The organism is Variovorax sp. Soil_C_12 (genome assembly GCF_057657375.1).
Map to the genome: position 1 here is coordinate 20507 of NZ_JBDGIO010000013.1, position 22716 is coordinate 43222.

At 69.1% G+C, this 22716-nt stretch carries 19 protein-coding genes; 14 read left to right on the forward strand and 5 right to left on the reverse strand.

All coding sequences use genetic code 11. The features are described from left to right. The first annotated feature begins 6 nt into the window (after positions 1–6). The 5 genes from AC3A6X_RS27350 to AC3A6X_RS27370 are packed head-to-tail and all read left to right on the forward strand — an operon-like array spanning position 7 to position 8036. Positions 7–4134: a YhdP family protein gene (locus tag AC3A6X_RS27350; protein WP_487845096.1), complete on the forward strand. Its 4128-nt coding sequence runs from the start codon at positions 7–9 to the stop codon at positions 4132–4134. 42 nt (positions 4135–4176) lie between these two features. Then, positions 4177–4992 carry a carbon-nitrogen hydrolase family protein gene (locus AC3A6X_RS27355; protein WP_487845097.1) on the forward strand — a complete coding sequence of 272 codons (816 nt, stop codon included), beginning with the start codon at positions 4177–4179 and terminating at the stop codon, positions 4990–4992. A 32-nt stretch (positions 4993–5024) separates the two neighbouring features. After that, complete coding sequence (locus tag AC3A6X_RS27360) at positions 5025–7082, forward strand: two-component system sensor histidine kinase NtrB (RefSeq protein ID WP_487845262.1); 2058 nt, start codon at positions 5025–5027, stop codon at positions 7080–7082. Between the two features lie 24 nt (positions 7083–7106). Then, positions 7107–7733, forward strand: coding sequence for a response regulator transcription factor (locus AC3A6X_RS27365; RefSeq protein WP_487845098.1), 627 nt, complete (start codon positions 7107–7109; stop codon positions 7731–7733). A 51-nt stretch (positions 7734–7784) separates the two neighbouring features. Continuing rightward, positions 7785–8036, forward strand: a complete 252-nt coding sequence (locus AC3A6X_RS27370; protein WP_487845263.1) for an ORF6N domain-containing protein — start codon at positions 7785–7787, stop codon at positions 8034–8036. Here the strand turns inward: AC3A6X_RS27370 and AC3A6X_RS27375 are convergent. Next, complete coding sequence (locus AC3A6X_RS27375; protein ID WP_106556118.1) at positions 8009–8662, reverse strand: YiaD family glycine zipper/OmpA-like lipoprotein; 654 nt, start codon at positions 8660–8662, stop codon at positions 8009–8011. The two genes, AC3A6X_RS27370 and AC3A6X_RS27375, sit on opposite strands and share 28 nt — an antisense overlap. Before the next feature lie 31 nt (positions 8663–8693). Then, positions 8694–8855, reverse strand: coding sequence for a hypothetical protein (locus AC3A6X_RS27380; protein ID WP_181360525.1), 162 nt, complete (start codon positions 8853–8855; stop codon positions 8694–8696). Between AC3A6X_RS27380 and mltA the strand changes: the two genes are divergently transcribed. From mltA to AC3A6X_RS27405, 5 genes are all read left to right on the forward strand, one after another. Then, positions 8854–9996: a murein transglycosylase A gene (gene mltA / locus AC3A6X_RS27385; RefSeq protein WP_487845099.1), complete on the forward strand. Its 1143-nt coding sequence runs from the start codon at positions 8854–8856 to the stop codon at positions 9994–9996. The genes AC3A6X_RS27380 and mltA overlap by 2 nt on opposite strands. A gap of 66 nt (positions 9997–10062) precedes the next feature. Beyond that, complete coding sequence (locus tag AC3A6X_RS27390) at positions 10063–10437, forward strand: DMT family transporter (protein WP_309959712.1); 375 nt, start codon at positions 10063–10065, stop codon at positions 10435–10437. A 4-nt stretch (positions 10438–10441) separates the two neighbouring features. Further along, positions 10442–11857, forward strand: coding sequence for a UbiA family prenyltransferase (locus AC3A6X_RS27395; protein ID WP_487845100.1), 1416 nt, complete (start codon positions 10442–10444; stop codon positions 11855–11857). Then, positions 11857–13068: a hypothetical protein gene (locus AC3A6X_RS27400; RefSeq protein WP_487845101.1), complete on the forward strand. Its 1212-nt coding sequence runs from the start codon at positions 11857–11859 to the stop codon at positions 13066–13068. The genes AC3A6X_RS27395 and AC3A6X_RS27400 overlap by 1 nt, the downstream gene beginning before the upstream one ends. A 132-nt stretch (positions 13069–13200) precedes the next feature. Continuing rightward, positions 13201–15462, forward strand: coding sequence for a PhoX family protein (locus AC3A6X_RS27405; RefSeq protein WP_487845102.1), 2262 nt, complete (start codon positions 13201–13203; stop codon positions 15460–15462). 6 nt (positions 15463–15468) lie between these two features. On the opposite strand, the gene AC3A6X_RS27410 is transcribed toward AC3A6X_RS27405, so the two are convergent. Next, entirely contained in the window at positions 15469–15942 is a 474-nt protein-coding gene (locus AC3A6X_RS27410; RefSeq protein ID WP_309959718.1) for an Lrp/AsnC family transcriptional regulator, read from the reverse strand. A gap of 106 nt (positions 15943–16048) precedes the next feature. On the opposite strand from AC3A6X_RS27410, the gene mdeB reads away from it, so the two are divergent. After that, positions 16049–18715: an alpha-ketoglutarate dehydrogenase gene (mdeB, locus tag AC3A6X_RS27415; protein ID WP_487845103.1), complete on the forward strand. Its 2667-nt coding sequence runs from the start codon at positions 16049–16051 to the stop codon at positions 18713–18715. Positions 18716–18761: 46 nt separating this feature from the next. Here the strand turns inward: mdeB and AC3A6X_RS27420 are convergent, their stop codons facing one another. After that, a complete protein-coding gene (locus AC3A6X_RS27420; RefSeq protein ID WP_487845104.1) occupies positions 18762–19742 on the reverse strand; it encodes a tripartite tricarboxylate transporter substrate binding protein in 981 nt (326 codons plus the stop codon). Between the two features lie 29 nt (positions 19743–19771). Then, positions 19772–20971, reverse strand: coding sequence for a M20 aminoacylase family protein (locus AC3A6X_RS27425; protein WP_487845105.1), 1200 nt, complete (start codon positions 20969–20971; stop codon positions 19772–19774). 248 nt (positions 20972–21219) lie between these two features. Here AC3A6X_RS27425 and AC3A6X_RS27430 point away from each other — a divergent pair, with 248 nt between their 5' ends. From AC3A6X_RS27430 to AC3A6X_RS27440, 3 genes are all read left to right on the forward strand, one after another. Further along, positions 21220–21567, forward strand: coding sequence for a hypothetical protein (locus tag AC3A6X_RS27430; RefSeq protein ID WP_487845106.1), 348 nt, complete (start codon positions 21220–21222; stop codon positions 21565–21567). 101 nt (positions 21568–21668) lie between these two features. Next, positions 21669–22220 carry a hypothetical protein gene (locus AC3A6X_RS27435; RefSeq protein WP_487845107.1) on the forward strand — a complete coding sequence of 184 codons (552 nt, stop codon included), beginning with the start codon at positions 21669–21671 and terminating at the stop codon, positions 22218–22220. Between the two features lie 6 nt (positions 22221–22226). Continuing rightward, positions 22227–22706: a hypothetical protein gene (locus tag AC3A6X_RS27440; RefSeq protein ID WP_487845108.1), complete on the forward strand. Its 480-nt coding sequence runs from the start codon at positions 22227–22229 to the stop codon at positions 22704–22706. Positions 22707–22716 lie beyond the last annotated feature (10 nt).

Below are 22716 nucleotides of genomic sequence, written 5' to 3' on the forward strand. Positions count from 1 at the left end.
TCCTCAATGAACGACACGACGTCTTCCCCTTCACGTCTGCTCAAGATCACCGCTGTGGCGGCACGCTGGTTGTTGGGTTTGCTGATCGGTGCATGGCTGCTGCTTGCGCTGTCAGTGCTAGTCCTACACGCGTGGATTGTGCCGCGAATCGGCGACTACCGTGGCGCGCTGGAAGCGCAGGCCAGCAAGACCATCGGGGTACCGGTGCGCATCGGCTCCATCACGGCCAAGGGCGGTACCCTGTTTCCGAGCTTCGAGCTGCGCGAAGTGGTGCTGCTCGACTCCCAGCAGCGCGAGGCCCTGCGCTTGGCGCGGGTGGTGGCCAGCGTCTCGCCGCGCTCGCTGTGGCGCTTGAACTTCGAGCAGCTCTACATCGAGAACCCCGCGGTGGAGGTGCGCCGCGATGCCGCCGGCAAGCTGCATGTCGCCGGCCTCAGCATGGACACCGACACCACCGGCGAAGGCCGCGGGGCCGACTGGTTCTTCGGCCAGCGCGAGTTCGTGATCCGGGGCGGCACCGTGCGCTGGACCGACGAGAGCCGCGGCGCCCCGCCGCTCCTGCTGTCCGACGTGCAGTTCATCGCCCGCAACGGCCCCCGCAGCCACACGATGCGCCTCGACGCCACGCCGCCGGCCGGCTGGGGCGAGCGCTTCAGGCTGCTCGGCGCCTTCCGCCAGCCCCTGCTGTCGGTGCGCACCGGCAACTGGCACAGCTGGGACGGCGTGGCCTACGCCGAGCTGCCGCGCATCGACATCCGCCAATTGGGCCAGTACGTGAAGCTCGACGCCCGCATCCGCGAAGGCAACGGCGCGCTGCGGGTCTGGGCCGATGTCGACGACGGCCAGATCGCCGGCGGCACGGCCGACCTGGCACTGCTGAGCGTGGACGCCTCGCTGGGCAAGTCGCTCGAGCCGCTGGTGCTGCGCGCCGTCACCGGCCGGCTGGCCGGGCGCATGACGCCGGAGGCCCTGGAGTTCTCCACCACCGACCTGCAGTTCCAGACCCCCGACGGCATGCGCTGGCCGGGCGGCAACCTCTGGTTCCAGCACCTGCCTGCCAAGGGCCGGATCGCCGAGCGCGGCGCGTTGCGCGCCGACCGCCTCGACCTGGCGGCGCTGGCCATGATCGCCGACCGGCTGCCGCTGGACGACAAGGCCCGCAAGACGATCGACGACCTGGCGCCGCGCGGCCTGATCGAGCGCGTCGATGCCAGCTGGCAGGGCGCGCTGGGCGCGCCCGAGAAGTACCAGGCGCGTGGCCGCGTCAGCGGCTTCGGCGTTGCATCGCAGGCCGCTGTCGAGACCGCCCCCGCGCCCGCAGTCCCGCCGCGTTCCTCCGCCCCGGCTGCGGCGGCGCATGCAGCGGCAGCGCCAACACCGCCGGCCGGCGCGCCCGGCATCCGCGGCGCCACCGTCGACTTCGACGCCACCCAGGCCGGCGGCAGCGCCGCCTTGACCATCGCCAACGGTGCGCTCGACTTCCCGGGCGTCTTCGAAGACCCGGTGATCCCGATCGACCAGCTGTCCGCCCAGCTCGTGTGGAAGGTCGACGGCGACAAGTCGCAGCTGCAGGTCTCGGGCCTCCGGTTTGCCAACGCCGATGCCGAGGGCGAGGCGCAGGCCAGCTGGCGCACCAGCGACCCCGCCAGCTCTAGCAGCCGCTCGCGCTTTCCCGGCGTGCTGGATCTGCAGGGCAAGCTGACGCGCGCCGACGGCACCCGCGTGTTCCGCTACCTGCCGCAGCACATCCCGAAGGAAACGCGCGACTATGTGCGCGACGCGGTGCAGAAAGGCATCGCCAGCGCGGTGGACTTCAAGGTCAGGGGCGACCTGTGGGACATGCCCTTCAAGGACCCCAAGCAGGGCGACTTCCGCATCGCCGCGCGCGTGGCGGACGTGCAGTACGCCTACGCGCCGCCGGTGGCCGGATCGAGCAAGAACTGGCCGGCCCTGACCAGCCTCTCCGGCGAGCTGGTCTTCGAGCGCTCGGGCATGCAGGTGCGCAATGCCCGCGGGCGCCTCGCGGGCGCGCCCGGCATCGAGGTCATCAAGGCCGAGGCCCAGATCCCCGACATGGACCACCACGCGCCGCTTCTCAAGATCGACGCCCAGGCCAAGGGCCCGCTGGCCGAGCTGCTGCGCGCCGGAGCGCCGCTGGCGGGCGAGGCCGGCCCCACGCTGGCGGGCGCCCGCGCGACCGGCAACGCCGACTACCGGCTGCGCCTGGAGCTGCCGCTGGCCGCCATGGACAAGGCCAAGGTGCAGGCCAGCGTCGCGCTGGCCGACAACGACATCCAGATCCTGCCCGAGACCCCCACCCTGGGCCAGGCGCGCGGCACGCTGAATTTCACCGAAGGCGGCTTCTCGCTGGCCGGCGTGCAGGGCCGCGCGCTCGGCGGCGCTATGCGCATCGAGGGCGCGGGCCGCTGGGGCGCCACGCAGGAGTTGAGCCTGCGCGTCCAAGGCAACGCCAGCGCCGAGGGCCTGCGCGCGGCGCGCGAGGTCGACTGGCTCGCGCGCCTGGCCAAGCACACCACCGGCAGCACGCCCTACACCGCGTCTTTCTCGATGCGCGACGGCGCCTCCGAGTTCTCGCTGGCCAGCAGCCTGCAGGGCCTGGGGCTGCAGCTGCCCGCGCCGCTGGCCAAGCCGGCCGAGGAAGCGATGCCGCTGTCGATCGAGAAGAAGATCGTGCAGCGCGACGCCCGCGCGAGCGGCGCCCCGCTGCTGCAGGACCGGCTCGCGATCGAGCTGGGGCGCGTCGGCTCCGCCTCTTACGTGCGCGACATCTCCGGCAGCGAGGTCCGCGTGCTGCGCGGCGGCATCGGCATCGGCCTGTCCGCGGGCGAATCCGCGGCCGCGCCCGAGCGCGGCGTGCTCGCCAACATCCAGCTCGCGCGCATCGACGTGCCGGCCTGGCAGGCCCTGTTCGGCGACACCACCGGCAAGCCGGCCGAAGCGAGCGCCGGCGGCGACGATGCCTCGTCCTACCTGCCCACCATGCTCGTGGTGCGGGCGAAGGAGCTGGCGGTCGGCGGGCGCACGCTGCACGACGTGGTGATGGGCGGCACCCGCGAGGGGGCGCTCTGGCGCGCCAACATCGACGCCGCCGAGCTCAACGGCTACGCCGAGTACCGCAGCGCCCAGGCCGGGCGGCTCTATGCGCGGCTGGCGCGGCTCAAGATCGCGCCCAGCACGGCCACCGCGGTCGAATCGCTGCTGGACGAGCAGCCGGGCGACCTGCCCGCGCTGGACATCGTGGTCGACGACTTCGAGCTGCTGGGCCGGCGGCTGGGCCGGGCCGAGATCGATGCCGTGAACCGCGGCGGCGCCGGGCGCGAATGGCGGCTCAACAAACTGAGCTTCACGACGCCCGAAGCCAGCTTCACGGCGCAGGGCGCCTGGGCCGCCGCGCCCGCGGGAAGCAGCAGCGCGCGCGGGCGCGGCGAGCCGCGCCGCACCACCATGGACTTCAAGCTCGACATCGCCGACGCCGGCGGCCTGCTCGGGCGCTTCGGCATGAAGGACGTGGTGCGCGCCGGCCGCGGCCGCCTCGAAGGCCAGGTGCACTGGAGCGGCTCGCCCTTCGCGCTGGACTACCCCAGCCTGGGCGGCCAGCTGAAGATCGACGTCGAGGCCGGCCAGTTCCTCAAGGCCGAGCCCGGCATCGCCAAGCTGCTCGGTGTGCTGAGCCTGCAGGCGCTGCCGCGGCGGCTCACGCTCGATTTCCGCGACGTGTTCAGCCAGGGCTTCAGCTTCGACTTCCTGCGTGGCGACGCCAGGATCAACCAGGGCGTGGCCAGCACCAACAACCTGCAGATGAAGGGCGTCAACGCCGCGGTGCTGATGGACGGCTCGGCCGACATCGCGCGCGAGACGCAGGCCCTGCGCGTGGTCGTGGTGCCCGAGATCAACGCCGGTACCGCCGCACTGGTGGCGACCGCGATCAACCCCGCGATCGGCCTGGGCACCTTCCTGGCGCAGATGGTGCTGAGCCGCCCGCTCATCGCCGCCGCCACGCAGGAGTTCCAGATCGACGGCACCTGGGCCGACCCCAAGATTGTCAAGGTGCCGCGCCGCCCGCGGACGGAAGCGCTGGGCACGCCGCCGGTGCCCGCGCCCGCGGTACGCTGACGCACGACGAACGACGCGCACAAGAGAAAGACGGAGCCCCTCATGAAAGTCGCCGCCATCCAGATGGTCTCGGCCATCGCACGCGAGGCCAACCTCGCCCGCGCCCATGCGCTGCTGGGCGAAGCCGCCGCCGGCGGCGCCGAGCTGGCCGTGCTGCCCGAGTATTTCTGCATGATGGGCGCGCGCGACACCGACAAGCTGGGCCTGCGCGAGACCGCCGGCGCCGGCACGGTGCAGGGCTTCCTGGCCGACGCCGCGCGCGAGTTCGGCCTGTGGATCGTCGGCGGCACGCTGCCGCTGGAGACCGGCGACGAGACCCGCGTCTTCAACAGCTCCCTGGCCTATTCGCCCGACGGCGAGCAGGTGGCGCGCTACGACAAGATCCACCTCTTCTTCTACGACAACGGCCGCGAGCGCTACGACGAGCGCCGCGTGATCGCGCCCGGCACCGAGCCCGTCTGCTTCGACCTGCCCTCGCGAGACGGCCATCGCTGGCGCATCGGCATGAGCGTGTGCTACGACCTGCGCTTTCCCGAGCTCTACCGAGCGCTGGCCCGACGGGGCGCCGAGCTGCTGCTGGTGCCCAGCGCCTTCACCCACACCACCGGCTCGGCCCACTGGGAAGTGCTCTTGCGCGCCCGCGCCATCGAGAACCTCTGCTGGGTGGTCGCGCCCGCCCAGGGCGGCACCCACGAGAACCGGCGCCAGACCTGGGGCCAGTCGATGGTGGTCAACCCCTGGGGCGAGGTGGTGGCGCAGCGTGCCGTCGAGGAGGGCGTGGTGAGCTTCGATCTCGACGCCCAGCAGATCGAGCGCGCGCGCACGCAGCTGCCGGCGCTTTCGCATCGCGTGCTCTGAAATACCTTCTGAAGCCGGTGTCCTCGACCACGCTGCCCATCGCAAGAACGATCCGCGGGGCCTTTGCCGGCCTGCGCTCGCTGCGCAGGCTGCATTCGCTGTGGCAGCGCTGGTTCCTGTGGGTGATCCTGGCCGTGCTGGTGATCGCGCTGCTGGCCACCGTGGTGTGGCTGGCCGGCCGCCACGAGGTCGAGCAGGTGCAGACCGCGCTCGACCGCGACACCGCCGATGCCGTGTCCGACCTGCGCAGCGGCCTGCAGCGCAATGCCCAGAGCCTGCGCGCCTCGCTGGCCAACGGCATGAACCGCGAGCGCTGGCCCACGGAGGCCGCGGCGCTGCTGCGCGAGCATCGCGAATGGCTGCGCGTCGAATGGCGCGACGCCTCGCTGCGCCCGCTGGCCACCGCCGACACGCCCTACCGCCAGCGCGTGTTCGACGACAGGAGCCGCGGCCCGGACCAGTCCGACGTCGCGCTGGCCTGCGCCGCCGCGCGCAAGGCCGGCGCGCCGGCCTACTCGCCGAGCCACTATGTTCCCTTCGTGCCCAGCGGCGGCCTCGAGGTGATGGAGCTGTGCCTGCCGGTCGACGGTGGCGGCTACCTCGTAGCCGCCTATTCGCTGCGCGACACGCTGATCGAGCTGGTCGCGCCTACGCTCACGCGCGGCCAGGAGGTCGCCTTCACCGAGGCCGACGGCACGCGCCTGGTGGCCGTCGGTGCGGCGCGCCGCGTGGGCACGCGCGTCTTCACCGCGCAGCAGCTGGTCGACCTGCCCGGCACCGCACTGATGCTGCGCGTGGACGGCTGGCGTGCCGCGCCCGACCTCTTCCCCAACCTGCTGACCGCGCTGGTCACGGCGATCTCGATCGCGCTGGTGTCGGTGCTGGTGCTGCTGGCGCGCGACACGCGCCGGCGTCTGCGCGCCGAGCACGACCTGGCCGACGCGCTGGCCTTCCGCAAGGCGATGGAGGACTCGGTCATCACCGGCCTGCGCGCACGAGACCTGCAGGGCCGCATCACCTACGTCAACCCGGCCTTCTGCGAGATGGTGGGCTTCAGCGCCGAGGAGCTGATGAACCATGTCGGCGACGTCCCTTACTGGCCGACCGAGCTCGCGCAGGAATACCGCCAGCGCCAGGCCTTGCGCATGGCCGGCGGCGTGCCGCCGCGCGAGGGCTTCGAGTCGGTCTTCATGCACAAGGACGGCCGGCGCTTCCCGGTGCTGATCTTCGAGGCGCCGCTGATCAATGCGCAGCGCGCCCAGACCGGCTGGATGAGCGCCTTCATCGACATCAGCGAGCAGCGCCGCATCGAGGAGCTCTCGCGCGCCAGCCAGGAGCGCCTGCAGGCCAGCGCGCGGCTGGCGACCGTGGGCGAGATGGCCTCGCTGCTGAGCCATGAGCTGACCCAACCGCTGGCCGCGATCGCGAGCTATGCCAGCGGCTCGCTCAACCTGCTGCGCGGTGCCTCCAGCGGCGACCACGGCGATCATGGCGAGGTCGCGATGGCCGTGCGCCGCATCGCCGAGCAGGCCGATCGCGCGGGCCAGGTCATCCGCAGCGTGCACGACTTCGTGCGCCGCCGCGACCGCATCCGCGAGGCGGTCGCGCCGCACACGCTGATCGACGCCGTGCTGCCGCTGGTGCGCCTGCAGGCGCGCAAGCTCGGCGTGCGCGTCGACGTGCACTACGAGGAGCGCCTGCCGCGCGTGCTGTGCGACCGCACGCTGGTCGAGCAGGTGCTGCTGAACCTGGCGCGCAACGCCATGCAGGCCATGGACCTGCCCGAGCTGAGCGAGCGCGTGCTGCATATGCGCGTGGCGCGCGCCCGCGCCGTCGGCGAAAGCGGCGACACCCCCGACAAGGCCGACGTGCGCCGCTGGGTCGAGTTCTCGGTGGCCGACCGCGGCGCCGGCATCAGCGAGGAGGTGGCGGCGCGGCTTTTCACCCCCTTCTTCACCACGAGGCCGGATGGCATGGGCCTGGGCCTGAGCCTGTGCCGCACGGTGGTCGAGCAGCATGGCGGCGCGCTGGTGTTCGAGCCGCAGCGGCCGCGCGGCACGGTCTTTCGATTCACGCTCCCTGCGGCATGAAACTGCCTTGAGCTTTTATCTGCAATGCAACCCTTGATCGATGCCCTGATCTTCATCGTCGACGACGACGCCAGCGTGCGCGAGGCGCTGGCCTGGCTGCTGCGCTCGCGGCGGCTCGTGAGCGAGCAATACGCGAGCGCGGAGGACTTCGAGCTGCGCCTGGCCGAGGGCCCGCTGGCCGATCAGCCGCACTGCCTGCTGCTGGACGTGCGCATGCCGGGCATGAGCGGGCTGGTGCTGTTCGACCGGCTGGCGGAGCGCGGCCTGCTCGATGTGCTGCCGGTGATCTTCCTGACCGGTCATGCCGACGTGCCCACCGCCGTCGATGCGGTCAAGCGCGGCGCCTTCGATTTCTGCGAGAAGCCCTTCTCCGACAACGCGCTCGTCGACCGCATCGAGCAGGCACTCGGCGGCTCGTTGCGCGCGGTGGAGGCCCAGCGCGCGCGGCGCCTGCTGCTGCGCCGCGTCGAGGAACTGACGGAGCGCGAGCGCGAGGTGATGCGGCGCGTGGTCGAGGGCCTGCCCAACAAGCTGATCGCCGATCAGCTCTCGATCAGCGTGCGCACGGTGGAGGTGCACCGGGCGCGGGTGTTCGAGAAGATGGAGGTCAAGTCGGCGGTGGAGTTGGCGAATTTGTTGAGGGATGTTTGAAGACTGTTGATGTCTTGAAGATGCGGTAGGTGTTACTTTTGCGCGTGCAACATCGAGCGCTCTCCTGCCGATTTCATGTTCCAGCTATCGGCCGAAGAATGGTCAACTTTGAGGTCACACCCTGTGACCTCAAACACCCGCCGCCGCGGCGGTCGACGCACTGGCCCTTATGTGTTCACTGCGCAGGGCGTGGCAATGTTGTCTTCCGTCGTGAGTCCGAACGCGACTTCACGCCGTACCACGCAGCCAAGACGCTCAAATCGCCCAGCCATCTCTCACCCCTGCGGCCGCTCACCCACATAAATCTCGACCCTTCGGTTCTGCGCCCGCCCCGCATCGCTGCCGTTGTCCGCAACCGGCTCACGCGACCCCCGCCCCTCGATGCGGAAGGCCTGCTGCGACACGCCCCGCGAGATCAGGTAGTCGCGCGTGCTGGCCGCACGGTCCACCGACAGCGGGTTGTTGATGGCGTCCGTGCCCGTGCTGTCGGTGTGGCCGATGATGCGCACCTCCGCATTCGGGTTGTTGCGCAGGCCGTTGGCGAACTGGTTGAGGATGGGCACGAAATTCGGCTTGATCGTGGAGCGGCCGGTGTCGAAGGATACGTCGCTCGGGATCGCGAGCTTGAGCTCGTTGTTGGGAGTCTGCGTAACGGCGACGCCGGTGCCCTGGGTGGCGGCCTGCATCTCGCGCTTCTGCGCTTCCATGCGCTGCGACCAGAGGTAGCCGCCGAGCGCGCCGGCAGCCGCACCCACGGCGGCGCCGGTGCCGATGGCCTTGCTGTCGCCGCCGGTTGCGGAGCCGATCACGGCGCCGCCGAGGGCGCCGATCCCGGCACCGATGCCGGTGTTGCGTTGCGTGTCGCTCATGCCGGCGCAGCCTGACAGGACAATGGCAGCGGCGGTGGTGGCGAGGACGAACTTCTTCATGCAATCTCCTTGTTGAATCAGCAACTGGCGATTATCTGGACCCGCCCGCCGGCGGCTCGTCGGACGGAGGCGCTTTTTCAGCCTCGTCCTCGTCATGCAATTCGCCGCCCTTGCGGCCCGAGAACATGGTCCACCACACGATCAGGACCAGCACGATTCCGGCGCCGAGCGCTTCGAGCAAAATCAAACCCATGAAAAGTGGACTCCAGTGGCTGGTCGGGCTCGCGATCGTAGCAACGCTGGCCGGCTGTTCCGTCGGCACCCTGCAACCCGAGGCACCGGTGGCGACTGCGCCCTCGAGCGCGCCGCCCGCGCGCGAGCCGGGCCCGCTGACCGGCTCGCTCAACCATCCGAAGAGCCGCTGGGTGCCGGTGCCCTGGTCGGAGCTGCCCGGCTTCGAGGACGACGCGCTGCACGAAGGATGGAGCGCGATGATCACCAACTGTGCCCGGCCCAACGCCGCCTTCGCGCCGCTGTGCCGCGAAGTGCGCCAGCTGGCGCTGGCCGAGACCGAGGAGCAGCGCCAGTGGATGCGCGAGCGGCTGCAGCCCTATCGTGTGGAATCGCCAACGGGCCCGGTCGAGGGCAAGCTCACCAGCTACTACGAGCCGGTGTTCGAAGCCTCGCGCCGGCCCACCGCGCAGCACACCGTGCCGCTCTACCAGGCGCCCGCCGGCCTGGTGGCCCGCCGCCCCTGGTTCACGCGCCAGGAGATCGACACCCTGCCGCAGGCCCAGGCCGAGCTGCGCGGGCGCGAGATCGCCTGGCTGGCCGACCCCATCGACGTGCTGATGCTGCACATCCAGGGCTCGGGCCGCCTGCGCATCACCGAGCCCGACGGCTCGCAGCGCACGGTGCGCGTGGCCTTCTCGGCCACCAACGAGCAGCCCTACCGCAGCGTGCAGCAATGGCTGCAGAGCCAGGGCGCGACCAAGGTCAGCCTGTGGCCCGACGATACCAAGCAGTGGGTGGCGCAGAACCCGCAGCGCCTGTCGCAGCTGCTGTGGAGCAACCCACGCTACGTCTTCTTCCGCGAGGAGCCGCTGGCCGACATCGATGCCGGCACCGGCCCGATCGGCGCACAGGGCGTGCCGCTCACCGCGGGCCGCTCGATCGCGGTCGACCGCGAGAGCATTCCCTACGGCACGCCGGTGTGGCTGGCCTCGCCGGGGCCGGCCGTGCCGCTGGCGCGGCTGGTGGTGGCGCAGGACACCGGCAGCGCGATCGTGGGCGCGGTGCGCGCCGACTACTTCGCCGGCACCGGCGCCGAGGCCGGGCGGTTGGCGGCGCGCATGAATCAGCCACTTCGCTTGTGGGTGTTGTGGCCGAAATGACATGTTGAAGGGGCATGATTCCTGCGTGTGGGCTGTGACGGTCCACCGGGTCAGGCAGGGAGCACCATGAACCTTCACACTTTCTCGATCATCTTCGCCGGCGTGCTGCTGAACTCGGCCGCGCAGCTGATGCTCAAGGCCGGCGCCAGGACGCTGGGCACCGTCGCGATGGGCAGCAGCGCCTCGCTGACGGCTGCCGCCTGGAACGCGGCCACGCAGCCCTGGATCGTGCTGGGGCTCGTGTGCTACTTCGTCAGCGCCGGGCTGTGGATCCTCGCGCTGACGCGGGTGGACGTGACCGTCGCCTACCCCATGCTGTCCATGGGCTACGTGATCGCCGCCCTGCTCGCGTGGCAGTTCTTCGGCGAATCGCTGAACCCCACGCGCGTGATGGGCATCGCGATCATCCTGGTCGGCGTGGTCGTCTTGAGCCGTGGGTGATGCCATGCGCCCGCTCTATGTGGACTTGGATGGCACGTTGATCGCCACCGACTCGCTGCACGAATCGCTGCTGCAACTGGTGCGTGCCTCGCCGGCGTCGCTGCTCGCGCTGCCCGTGTGGCTGCTGCGCGGCAAGGCCGCGCTCAAGAAAGAAGTGGCGCAGCGCACCGCCATCGACGTGCAGACGCTCCCCTACCGGCCCGAGGTGCTCGAACTGCTGCGTAGCGCCCGCGCCGCCGGCCGGCGCACCGTGCTGGCGACGGCGACCGACGGCCGGGTGGCGCGCGCGGTGGCCTCGCACCTGGGCCTGTTCGACGCGGTGCTCGCTTCCGACGGCGAGCACAACCTGCGCGGCGCGGGCAAGCACGCCGCCATCGAGGCCGATGCCGGCGGCCGGAGCTTCAGCTATGCAGGCAATGACCATGTGGACCTCGCGGTCTGGCGCGAGGCCGAGGCCGCGGTGGTGGTCAGCCGCTCCGAGGCGCTGGCGCGCCGCGTGGCCGGGCTGACCGCGGTCGAGGCACGGATCGTGCCGCCGCGCACGCCGCTCAAGCGCTACCTGTACGGCATGCGGCTGCACCAGTGGCTCAAGAACGTGCTGGTCTTCCTGCCGCTGATGCCGGTGCTGCACGAGCTCACGCAACCGATCCTGCTGCATGCCGCGCTGGCCTTCCTGGCCTTCGGATTGATGGCCTCGGGCATCTACGTGCTCAACGACCTGCTCGACCTGGAGTCGGACCGGCGCCACCACCGCAAGCGCCTGCGGCCCTTCGCCACCGGCGAGATCACCGCGCGCGAAGGGCTGGTCATGGCCGGGCTCCTGTGCGCGGCCTCGCTGGCGCTGTCGCTCGCGCTGCTGCCCGGCGCCTTCGTGAGCGTGCTGTTGCTCTACATGGCCCTGACCAGCGCCTATTCGCTGACGCTCAAGCGCCGCGCGGTGGTCGACGTGTTCGCGCTGGCGGGCCTCTACACGATCCGCGTGGCGGCCGGCACCGCGGCGACCGGGCTGCCGCTGTCCTTCTGGATCCTGTCCTTCTCGATGTTCATCTTCCTGAGCCTGGCGCTGGCCAAGCGCTACGTGGAGCTGAGCGGCCCGCCGCTCGAGGTGCAGCGCATGAAGCGCGACCGCGGCTACCACCCGGTGGACGCCCCCTTCGTGCTGTGCACCGGCATCGCGGCCGGCCAGATGTCGGTCCTGCTGCTCGGCCTCTACCTGCACGACAAGGAGGTGCTGGCGCGCTACGACAACCCCGAGTACCTGTGGGTGCTGATTCCGCTGTTCCTGTTCTGGACCATGCGCGTGTGGCTCAAGGCGATCCGCGGTGCGCTGCACGACGACCCGGTGGTCTTCGCCGCGCGCGACTGGGTCAGCCGCTGGGCGGTGGGCATCGCCGCGCTAGCGCTGTGGATGGCGGACTAGTGCCCAGACGCGCGCTCGCCTGGGATGCGGTCTTCGCGGCGCTGCTCGCGCTCGCGGCCGTGCTGCTGCTGACGACGCTTGCACGCCAGCTGCCGCCCGAGCTCTTCGCCCGCGACAGCGGCCTCGACGCCTGGTTCCAGTCAGACACCCCGCGCGTGCTAAGCAACATGGTGGACGCGCAGAGCAACCACTACCGCACCAAGGTCCACCCCATCGCCTCGATCCTCATCCATCCGATGGTGACCGGCCTGCGCGCGCTCTGGCCCGGCAGCGACCTGCAGGCCGCCATGCGCTTCGCCTACCTGGTGGCGGCGCTGTGGGTGCTGTGCTTCTACGCCCTGTGCCGCCTGCTCGGCAATGGACGTTTCGTGGCGATGTGCTTCTCGCTGCTGGCCATCGGCAGCGCCGCCTTCCAGTTCTGGTTCTCGGTGCCCGAGACCTACGCCCTCGGCTCGCTGAGCCTGCTGTGGGTGCTGCTGGTCGCGGCGCTCGCGGTGCACCGGCCGGTGAGCGACGGGCTGCTGCTCGCCGCCAGTATCGCCAGCCTCGCCATCACGGTCACCAACTGGGTGGCGGGGCTGGCGCTGGCCGTGGCGCAGCGGCCCTGGCGGCGGGCGCTGGCGATCAGCGCGGCTGCCTTTGTCATCGTCGCCGTCCTCGCGGTGGCGCAGCGCTTCCTCTACCGCTTCGCCAAGCTGTTCTTTCTCGGCAGCCGCGAGGAGGCCGACTACGTGAACCTGGAGCGCGCCGGCACGGTGCTCAACAAGCTGGCCGCCATCTTCTGGCATCCGCTCAGCCTGCCCGAGGTGCTGAGCGTGGCCTCCGTCCCGCCCAAGCTCAACTGGCTCACGGTGCAGCTGAGCACGCCGGCCTCGGGCGGCTGGGCCGGCGGCGCTGCCCTGCTCCTGTGGAGCCTGTTGCTGGCGGCCGGTGTCGTCGGCCTGCTGCGCACCCCACGCTGGCGGCGCTTCGCCGCGGTGCTCGGGCTCACGCTGGCGGCGCAGGTGGCGCTGCACCTGGTCTATGGCGACGAGACCTTTCTCTATGCCGCGCATTTCCTGCCGCTGCTGATGGCGGTGGCGGTGTTCGCCACGCGCGCCCTGCCGCCCACGCTGGCCGCGGCGATGGCCCTGCTGGCGGCCGGCCTCGCGGCCTTCCACAACGCCGCGATGTACGAGGCCGCGACCGGCCTGCTGCAGCACGCGCGCTGAGCGGCGCGCGCGGCACCGCCGCGCGGCGCGGGCATGTCAGGAATATGACCAGCGCCTGACTTCCTGGCGTCATATGGAACTTTTAGCGTACCGGGGTTTTTCAACAACCGTGCCCCACTGAAAGATTCGCGCATGACCGCCAAGACCCGCCATGAAGTCGCCGCCATCGACCCCGACGACATCGGCCACAACAAGAGTTCAAACCCTTCGTTCAACGACCTGATCGCTTCGCGCCTGAGCAGACGCCACCTGTTCGGCCTGGGCGTCGGCACCGCCGGCACCGCCCTGCTGCAGGCCTGCGGCGGCGGCGGCAGCGGCGGTTTCCCGGTGCTGCCGGCCGCCCCCGCACCGGCGCCCGCGCCGGCTCCTGCACCCGCGCCTGCGCCGGCTCCCGCCGCGCCCAAGCTCGGCTTCACCGCGGTCTCCAAGAGCTTGGCCGACGTCGTCGCCGTGCCGGTGGGCTATACCGCCACTGTGCTGTACCGCCTCGGCGACCCGATCGCGACCGGCGTGCCGGCTTACGCGAACGACGGCACCGACGCCGCCGCCACCTTCGACCGCCGTGCCGGCGACCACCACGACGGCATGACCTTCTTCGGCATGGATGCCTCGAACAAGTGGAGCGCGAGCGCCGCCGCGCGCGGCCTGCTGGCGATGAACCACGAAGCCATCACGCCGCTCTTCCTGCACCCGGCTGGCCAGACCACCACCGGCACCGGCAATGCGCAGGTGCGCACCGTCACGGACGAAGTGCTGCGCGAGTTCTACCTGCACGGCGTGAGCGTGATCGAGGTCAACAAGGGCACGAGCGGCTGGAGCTACAAGCAGGACTCCAGCTTCAACCGCCGCGTCCACACGCTGACCGAGATGAGCTTCTCCGGCCCCGCCGCCGGCACCCCCTACCTGGTGACCAAGTTCTCCACCGACGGCAGCAAGACCCGCGGCACGCTCAACAACTGCGCCAACGGCAGCACCCCCTGGGGCACCTACCTGACCTGCGAGGAGAACTGGGCCGGCTACTTCCGCCGCATCACGGCCACCGACAACCCGAACCGCAGCGCCAAGGAGCTCGCCTCCTTCACCCGCTACGGCGTGGCCGGCACCGGCCGCGAGCTGTGGGCCACGCCCACGCCCGACACGAGCGACAACCTCTACGGCCGCTGGAACACCGAGGTCATCACCGGCGCCGCCAATGCCGCAGCCGACTTTCGCAACGGCGCCAACACCTACGGCTGGGTGGTCGAGATCGATCCCTTCACGCCCGGCAGCACGCCGAAGAAGCGCACCGCCCTCGGCCGCATGGGCCATGAAGGCGCTTGCCTCGGGCCGGTGGTGGCCGGCAAGCCGCTCGTCTGGTACATGGGAGACGATTCGCGCAACGAGTACATCTACAAGTTCGTGTCGACGAAGAACTGGGACGCGGCCGATGCCAACGGCGGCCTGGCCGCCGGCGACAAGTACATGGACGACGGCCGGCTCTACGTCGCGAAGTTCAATGCCGACGGCACCGGCGCATGGCTGGAGCTCAAGCTCGGCGTCAACGGCATCACCGCGAGCAACGCGGCCTATGCCTTCGCCGACGCGGCCGACGTGGTGATCAACGCGCGCCTCGCGGCCGATGCGGCCGGCGCCACCAAGATGGACCGCCCCGAGTGGACGGCCGTCAATCCGAAGACGGGCGAGGTCTATGTGACGCTGACCAACACCAACGGCGCCTCGCGCCCGATCACCGCCACCGACGCCGCCAACCCGCGCTACTACAACGACCCGAAGGGCGCCGCCGCCACCGCGCAGACCGGCAACCCCAACGGCCACGTCGTGCGCTTCGCGGACGACAACGGCGATCCGGCGGCCCTGAGCTTCAAGTGGGACGTCTACCTGTTCGGCGCCCGCGCCGGCGCCGCGGCCGACATCAACCTCTCGGGCCTGGTCGCCGACAACGACTTCTCCAGCCCCGACGGCCTGTGGTTCAGCCAGGCCACCGGCGGCCTGCTGTGGCTGGAGACCGACGACGGCGCCTACACCGACGTCACCAACTGCATGTTGCTGGCCGCCCTGCCGGGCAGAGTGGGCGACGGCGCGGCCAAGACCATCACCAACGTCGACGGCGCGACCACGCGGCAGCAGGCCACCTTCGTCGGCAAGGCGCCTGGCACGGAGGGCCTGCGCCGCTTCCTGGTGGGCCCGAAGGACTGCGAGATCACCGGCATCGCCGAATCGGGTGACGGCCGCGCGCTGTTCGTCAACATCCAGCATCCGGGCGAGACCACGCCGGTGGCGAACATCGGCAACCCGGCGCTGTTCGGCAGCCACTGGCCCGACGGCGGCAATGCCCGCCCGCGCTCGGCCACCGTCGTCATCACGAAGGACGACGGCGGGCTCGTCGGCTTGTAAGCGCCTTCAAGGCGGCGCCGCCGGCAACGGCAGCGCCGTCTTGTAGCGCACCTGCTTGAGCGCAAAGCTCGAGCGGATCTTCTCGATGCCCGCAATGGGCGTCAGCTGCTCGAGGATGAACTTCTCGAGCGCCGCGATGTCGGCCACGGCGACCCGGATCAGGTAGTCGCTGTCGCCGGTCATCAGGTAGCACTCCATCACCTCGTCGTGCTCGGCGATGCGCTGCTCGAAGTCGGCCAGCGACTGCTTGCTCTGCGTGCGCAGGCTGATCGAGATGAACACATTGAGCCCCAGGCCCAAGGCCGCCGCGTTGGCCAGCGCCACGTAGCGCTGGATCACGCCCGCCGCCTCCAGCGCCTTCACCCGCGCCAGGCAGGGCGAGGGCGACAGGTGGACGCGCCGCGCGAGCGCCACGTTGGAGAGCGCGCCGTCGCGCTGCAGTTCGTCGAGGATGCGCAGGTCGATCGCGTCCAGTTGCATGAAATGCCTTGAAGTGACCCAATCGCAGCATCTTATGCCGCGATATGAGAATGGATGCTGCTCGAACGGCAGCTCATTCCATGGATCACGGCCTAAAGTGCGGCTCATGAACGCTCCGATTCCCGCCGACCCATTGCGCGCGCTGCTCGACATGCCCCTGGACGACCCCGACCCGGCCGAAACCGCCGAATGGCGCGAGGCCTTCGCCGCGCTGGCCGAGACGAACGGCCCCGAGCGCGCGCGCTGGATGCTGGACGAGCTGGCGCGCATCGCGCGCACCCGGCGTATCGGCTGGCAGCCGGAGCTGGCCACGCCCTATGCCAACACCATCGCCGTCGAGCAGCAGCCGGCGTTCCCCGGCGACCTCGCCATCGAGGAGCGCCTGGCCTCGCTGATGCGCTGGAACGCGCTCGCGATGGTGGTGCGCGCCAACAAGGCCTATGGCGAGCTGGGCGGCCATATCGCCAGCTATGCCAGCGCGGCGGATCTGTTCGAGACGGGCTTCAATCACTTCTTCCACGCACGCGACGAATCGCATCGCGGCGACCTCGTCTTCTTCCAGCCGCACAGTGCGCCGGGCGTCTATGCGCGGGCCTTTCTCGAAGGGCGCTTGAGCGGCGAGGATCTCCAGCACTATCGCCAGGAGCTCACGGCGCCTGCCTTCGAAAGCGGCAGCGGCGCGCGCGGCCTCTCCAGCTACCCGCACCCGTACCTGATGCCGGACTTCTGGCAGTTCCCCACCGGCTCGATGGGCATCGGCCCCATCAGCTCGATCTACCACGCGCGCTTCATGCGCTACCTCACGCACCGCGGGCTGCTGGACTGCGAAGGCCGCAATGACAATGGAACACACATCGACAAGCGACGTGTGTGGGGCGTCTTCGGCGACGGCGAGATGGACGAGCCCGAATCCATGAGCGCCCTGACGCTGGCCGCGCGCGAGCGGCTGGACAACCTGGTGTGGGTGGTCAACTGCAACCTGCAGCGCCTCGATGGCCCGGTCCGCGGCAACGGCCGCATCATCGACGAGCTGGAAAAGCTCTTCGCCGGCGCCGGCTGGAACGTGATCAAGCTGGTCTGGGGCAGCGACTGGGACGGCCTGTTCGCGCGCGACACCGACGGTGCGCTGATGCGCGCCTTCGCCAACACGGTGGACGGCCAGATGCAGACCTTCGCCGCCAAGGACGGCCGCTACAACCGCGACACCTTCTTCGGCCAGAACGAGGCGCTCGCGCGGCTGGTGGAGGGCCTGACCGACGAGCAGATCGACCGCCTCAAGCGCGGCGGCCATGACCTGGTGAAGATCCACGCCGCCTACGCCGCGGCCGCCGCGCACCGCGGCCAGCCCACGGTGATCCTGGCCCACACCAAGAAGGGCTACGGCATGGGGCAAGCGGGCCAGGGCAAGATGACCACGCACTCGCAGAAGAAGCTGGACGAGCACGACCTGATCGAGTTCCGCAACCGCTTCGCCCTGCCCTTGTCCGACGAGCAGGCCACGCAGGCCGCCTTCTACAAGCCGGCCGAAGACAGCCCCGAGATGCGCTACCTGAAGGACAAGCGCGCCGCGCTCGGCGGCAGCATGCCGCGGCGCGAGACCGCGTGCGACCCGGTCGCCAAGCCCGACATCGCCGCCTACGCCCAGTTCGCCGTGGCCGCTGCCGGCAAGGAGATGAGCACCACCATGGCCTTCGTGCGCATGCTGGGCAACCTCATGAAGGACGCGGCGCTGGGCCCGCGCATCGTGCCCATCGTGGCCGACGAGGCGCGCACCTTCGGCATGGCCAATCTCTTCAAGCAGGTGGGCATCTATTCGAGCGTCGGCCAGCGCTATGCGCCGGAGGACATCGGCTCGGTGCTCTCGTACCGCGAGGCGACCGACGGCCAGATCCTGGAGGAAGGCATCAGCGAGGCCGGCGCCATCGCGAGCTGGACGGCCGCCGCCACCAGCTACAGCGTGCACGGGCTGGCGATGCTGCCCTTCTACATCTACTACTCGATGTTCGGCTTCCAGCGCGTGGGCGACCAGATCTGGGCCGCGGCCGACCAGCGCCCGCGCGGCTTCCTGCTGGGCGCCACATCCGGCCGCACCACGCTGGGCGGCGAGGGGCTGCAGCACCAGGACGGCACCAGCCACCTGGTCGCGGCCACCATTCCCAACTGCAAGGCCTACGACCCGGCCTTTGCGGGCGAGATGGCGGTGATCGTCGACGCCGGCATCCGCGAGATGATGGTCGAGCAGAAGGACGCGTTCTATTACGTGACGCTGATGAACGAGAACTACGCCCAGCCCGACCTGCCGCCGGGCGTGGAGGCCGATGTGCTGCGCGGGTGCTATCGCTTCCGGGCGGCCGCGGGAGAGGGCAGCAGGATCACGCTGCTGGGCTCGGGCGCGATCCTCACCGAGGTGCTCAAGGCCGCGCAACAGCTCGCTGAAGAGGGCATCGCTGCCGAGGTCTTCAGCGTCACCAGCTGGAGCGAGCTGGCGCGCGACGGGCAGGCCTGCCAGGCGCGCGCGCTGGCGGGCGAGGCCGAGCCGGGCCGGCCCTTCATCGCGCAGCAGCTCGCGGGCGGCAGCGGGCCGGTGATCGCCGCCACGGACTATGTGCGCGCCGTGCCCGAAAGCATCCGCGCCTTCCTGCCCGCGGACCGGCGCTATCTCACGCTGGGCACCGACGGCTTCGGACGCAGCGACACGCGTGCGGCGCTGCGGCGCTTCTTCGGGGTCGATGCGGCGAGCATCGTGCGGGCGGCGAGGTATGCGCTTGCGTGAGAGCGTTGCGACTGTCCGCGCAGGCGCGCCCTAACCCCGCTTCGCCCTAATCGATCTTCGCGCCCGACGCCTTGACCACCGCGCCCATGGTGTCCCAGTCCGCCCGCAGCAGCTTCTGGAAAGCTGCCGTGCTCGAGCTGCGCGGCTCGATGCCCAGGCGCGTGAGGCGCTCCTGCATCGCGGGCTCGGCGATCACCTTGGCTATCGCCGCATGGAGCTTCTCGACCTCGGCCGGGGGCGTGCCGGCCGGCGCGAGCACGCCGATCCAGGAGTCGAACTCATAGCCCGGCAGGCCGCTCTCGTGCGCGGTCGGCAAGTTGGGCAGGAAGGGGCTGCGCACCTTGCCGGTGGAAGCCAATGGCTTGATGCGCGCATCGCTCTGCAGCCCGATCACGCCGATGCTCGACGAGGTGACGGCCTGCACGCGCCCGGCCAGCAGCTCGTTCACGGCCTCGCCGGTGGACTTCATCGGGATGTGCGTCATCTGCAGCCCGGCCTTGGCGAGGAAGGAGGCCATGGCCAGGTGCGTGGCGCTGCCGTTGCCGGCCGAGGCGTAGTTGTACTTGCCGGGATGCGCCTTGACCTCGCGGATGAACTCGGCCGTGTTCGCCACCTTGAGGTCGCTCGAGGCCACGACCACGTAGCCCGCGCTGCCGATCTCGGCCACGCCGACGAAGTCCTTGAGCGGGTCGTAGGGCAGCTTGCTGTAGAGATGGCCGGCGATGTGGTGGCTGGCCGCCGCCAGGATCAGCGTGTTGCCGTCCGCCGGCGCCTTGGCCACGAGCGACGCGCCCACCGTGCCGCCGGCGCCCGCGCGGTTCTCGACGATCACGCTGGCGTTGAGCGCCGCCCCCAGCTCGCTGTTGAAGGCGCGCGCCACCGTGTCCTGCACGGCGCCGGTGCCGAAGGGCACCACCATGCGGATCACGCGTTGTTGCTGCTGCGCCTGCGCGCGGCCGAGGCCCGCCAGCGCGGGCAGGCCGGCGGCGAGAAGGACCAGGGAACGTCGATTGGAGGAGAAGGACATCGTCGCGGCCGCTTTCGTGGTGAGGGGATTCAGGGGACGGCGGGGAGCCAGCGCTCCACCAGCTTCACGAAGTAGCTGGCGCCGATCGGGATGATCTCGTCGTTGAAGTCGAAGGAGGTGTTGTGGATGATGCACGGCCCCGGCCCGTGCCCCTCGAGCCGGTGATCGCCGTCGCCGTTGCCGAGGAAGGCGTAGCAGCCCGGCCGCGCCAGCAGCATGTGGGCGAAGTCCTCGGCGCCCATCACGGCCGGGAAGTCGTCGGTGACCATCTGCTCGCCCACCACCTCGCGCATCACCGCGGCGGCGAAGCGGGCCTCGTCGCGGTGGTTCACGACCGGCGGCGAGGCGCGCAGGAAGCTCACCTCGGCACTGCACTCGTGGGCCAGCGCGATGTGCTCGGCCAGCGTGCGCAGGCGCTGCTCGATGCGGTCCAGCGCGGGAATCGAGAAGGTGCGTACCGTGCCGCCGACCGAGGCGACGTCCGGGATCACGTTGGGTGCATCGGAGCCCTGCAGCTGCGTGACCGCGACCAGCGCGCGCTCGGTGCTGGCAACGTTGCGCGGCACGATGGTCTGCAGCTGCTGGGCCAGCGCGATCACCGCGCCGACCGGGTCCACGCCCGTGTGCGGCATCGAGGCGTGGGTGCCACGCCCGCGCAGCGTGACCTTGTAGGTGTTGCTCGAGGCCATCAGCGCGCCTTCATTGAGCGCGAAGCGGCCGACCTCGCCGACCGGGAAGTTGTGCAGCGCGTAGACGGCGTCGCAGGGAAAGCGCTCGAAGAGCCCGTCCTCGATCATCTTCTTTGCGCCCGCCTTGCCCATTTCCTCGGCCGGCTGGAAGATGAAGTTCACCGTGCCGTCGAAGCGGCTGCCCTGCTGCGCGAGGTGCCAGGCGGCGGCCAGCAGCATGGTGGTGTGGCCGTCGTGGCCGCAGGCATGCATGCGCCCGTCATGCGTGGAGCGGTGCGCGAACTGGTTGGCCTCGTGGAGCGGCAGCGCGTCCATGTCGGCGCGCAGGCCGATGCTGCGCGTGCCGCTGCCCCGGCGCAGCACGCCGACCAGGCCGGTGCCGGCGATGCCGCGGTGCACCTCGATGCCCCATTGGGCGAGCAGCGTCGCCACCTTGTCGGAGGTCCGATGTTCCTCGAAGCCCAGCTCGGGGTGGGCATGGATGTCGCGGCGGATGTCGACGAAGCGGGTGAAGTCGGCGAAGGAGTCGGCGAGGTTCATGGGGCGTTTGGCAGGGTGTCAGGAAGGACGCCACGCATTCTGGCTCAGCCGAGGGCCGGAAGGACTGCGTGCGCAATGCTCCAGCAGACGCTCCTTTAGCGCTGCATTCCGGGCAGTCCTTCGGCATTTGCAGTCCAGCTTCAATATCTGGTCGTCTTGGCCGAATCTCGCAAATTGTCACACATTGGAAAGAATGAGCAAACCAACCCCTAAGATCTGCCGCCAACCAAAACCCCGGAGGAAAAAACATGAGAGCGCTTGCTGTATTCACAACCTTCATGCTTTGGATGATTGGCATTGCCAACGCTGCCATCCTTTACCCTGACCAAGTTATTTATAAAGGTCAGTCGCTTTCCTCGGACGATGGCCGCTATCTGCTGGTAATGCAACATGACGGCAATCTCGTGTACTACAGAACATCTGATTGGTCGGCACGATGGTCGACGTCTACCCAGAACCGCGGCGGTCAGCTTGCGGTAATGCAACGGGATGGAAACTTTGTTGTATACGACCAATCCTGGAATGCGCTCTGGAATAGCACCACGCAAGGGCGCCCGGGTGCATACATTGCGGCACAGGACGACGAAATTTGGTGATCTACCAAAATGGGCGCCCATTCTGGGACATCGGGGTCGACATTTCCGTCGAAGAACCCAGGCTCCAGGCCGACGTAGTAGGCCGCAGCATGGAAAACAACATGCCCTACGCATCGCTCGGGCACATAGGTCTGTATGACGGACAGGGTGGGGTTTATGAAGTCCTAAATGACGGACAACCCAATGCTGTGGCATATAACACCCTCGAGAATTTCAAGCGGCGCGCGTACAACGGTTACTGGGGTGGAGCCTCCCCTAGAATCCCACAATTTTATGGCATTGGATGCTTTAATGATTTTTGCGGCCCGAGCAGTTATAAAATCGTAGAAGCAAGACGGGGAATGGTGATGCGCGCGTTTCAAATTCTGTTCGTTGGCGCCGAATACACCTTTTTCGCATCTTCGACGAGAACTGCATACGCCAGAACGTCGACCGCATCCGCGCAACAAGGACGCTATCGATGCGACACTTTTCTAATTGATATATACAAAGCCTTGTACCTCAATCCAACAGATGCGATCGGCCAACCCATTAATATTTTGGCCACTGAAAACAGCGCTGTTGCGCGGTGGTACAACTTCACGGCGGGATATCTGCAACTCCCGATGACTCCAAAAACCATTTTCGACAAGCTGAAAAGCTACGCAGGCTGAAGCACCATGAAAAGACTATTTTTGGTGCTGCTAACGGTCTCGATCTTGGTCTGCATATTTGCATTTGCTGCCATGGAGGGCAGCACTGTCGCAAGTTCCTCTGCAGTTGAATCCCGACCAGACGGAGAGGTCAAATACAAGAATGATATCGCCATTGCCGCCGGCAAGACAGAGGAAAAAAATCCATTGCAATATTACAGACCACAGCCAGGCCTCGAAGGCCGCAGGTTGCTTGATGAAATGGACGTCAACGGTGTACCTGTCACTGCTGAATCTGTGAAATTTGCTCGTGATCTCCTGTTGCGCGGATCTTTAAGCTCAGACGAGAAACTCCCTCTGTTGCGGATATTGGCAGATCTCTACAACCGAGAAAATACAACTGGCGCCAACGCCGATATTGCTCTCACCCTGAAACAGATGGCATCCGACCCCGACAAGCAGGTCGCCGCGCAAGCAGCGATCCAATATGCAAGACATGTCGAATAGCAACAGGGAA

Bases quoted from the DNA above. Each gene is read 5' to 3' on its own strand.
- AC3A6X_RS27350 (WP_487845096.1), top strand. From the start codon at position 7: ATGAACGACACGACGTCTTCCCCTTCACGTCTGCTCAAGATCACCGCT.
- AC3A6X_RS27355 (WP_487845097.1), top strand. From the start codon at position 4,177: ATGAAAGTCGCCGCCATCCAGATGGTCTCGGCCATCGCACGCGAGGCC.
- AC3A6X_RS27365 (WP_487845098.1), top strand. From the start codon at position 7,107: ATGCAACCCTTGATCGATGCCCTGATCTTCATCGTCGACGACGACGCC.
- AC3A6X_RS27375 (WP_106556118.1), bottom strand. From the start codon at position 8,662: ATGAAGAAGTTCGTCCTCGCCACCACCGCCGCTGCCATTGTCCTGTCA.
- mltA (WP_487845099.1), top strand. From the start codon at position 8,854: ATGAAAAGTGGACTCCAGTGGCTGGTCGGGCTCGCGATCGTAGCAACG.
- AC3A6X_RS27380 (WP_181360525.1), bottom strand. From the start codon at position 8,855: ATGGGTTTGATTTTGCTCGAAGCGCTCGGCGCCGGAATCGTGCTGGTC.
- AC3A6X_RS27390 (WP_309959712.1), top strand. From the start codon at position 10,063: ATGAACCTTCACACTTTCTCGATCATCTTCGCCGGCGTGCTGCTGAAC.
- AC3A6X_RS27395 (WP_487845100.1), top strand. From the start codon at position 10,442: ATGCGCCCGCTCTATGTGGACTTGGATGGCACGTTGATCGCCACCGAC.
- AC3A6X_RS27405 (WP_487845102.1), top strand. From the start codon at position 13,201: ATGACCGCCAAGACCCGCCATGAAGTCGCCGCCATCGACCCCGACGAC.
- AC3A6X_RS27410 (WP_309959718.1), bottom strand. From the start codon at position 15,942: ATGCAACTGGACGCGATCGACCTGCGCATCCTCGACGAACTGCAGCGC.
- mdeB (WP_487845103.1), top strand. From the start codon at position 16,049: ATGAACGCTCCGATTCCCGCCGACCCATTGCGCGCGCTGCTCGACATG.
- AC3A6X_RS27420 (WP_487845104.1), bottom strand. From the start codon at position 19,742: ATGTCCTTCTCCTCCAATCGACGTTCCCTGGTCCTTCTCGCCGCCGGC.
- AC3A6X_RS27425 (WP_487845105.1), bottom strand. From the start codon at position 20,971: ATGAACCTCGCCGACTCCTTCGCCGACTTCACCCGCTTCGTCGACATC.
- AC3A6X_RS27430 (WP_487845106.1), top strand. From the start codon at position 21,220: ATGAGAGCGCTTGCTGTATTCACAACCTTCATGCTTTGGATGATTGGC.
- AC3A6X_RS27435 (WP_487845107.1), top strand. From the start codon at position 21,669: ATGCCCTACGCATCGCTCGGGCACATAGGTCTGTATGACGGACAGGGT.
- AC3A6X_RS27440 (WP_487845108.1), top strand. From the start codon at position 22,227: ATGAAAAGACTATTTTTGGTGCTGCTAACGGTCTCGATCTTGGTCTGC.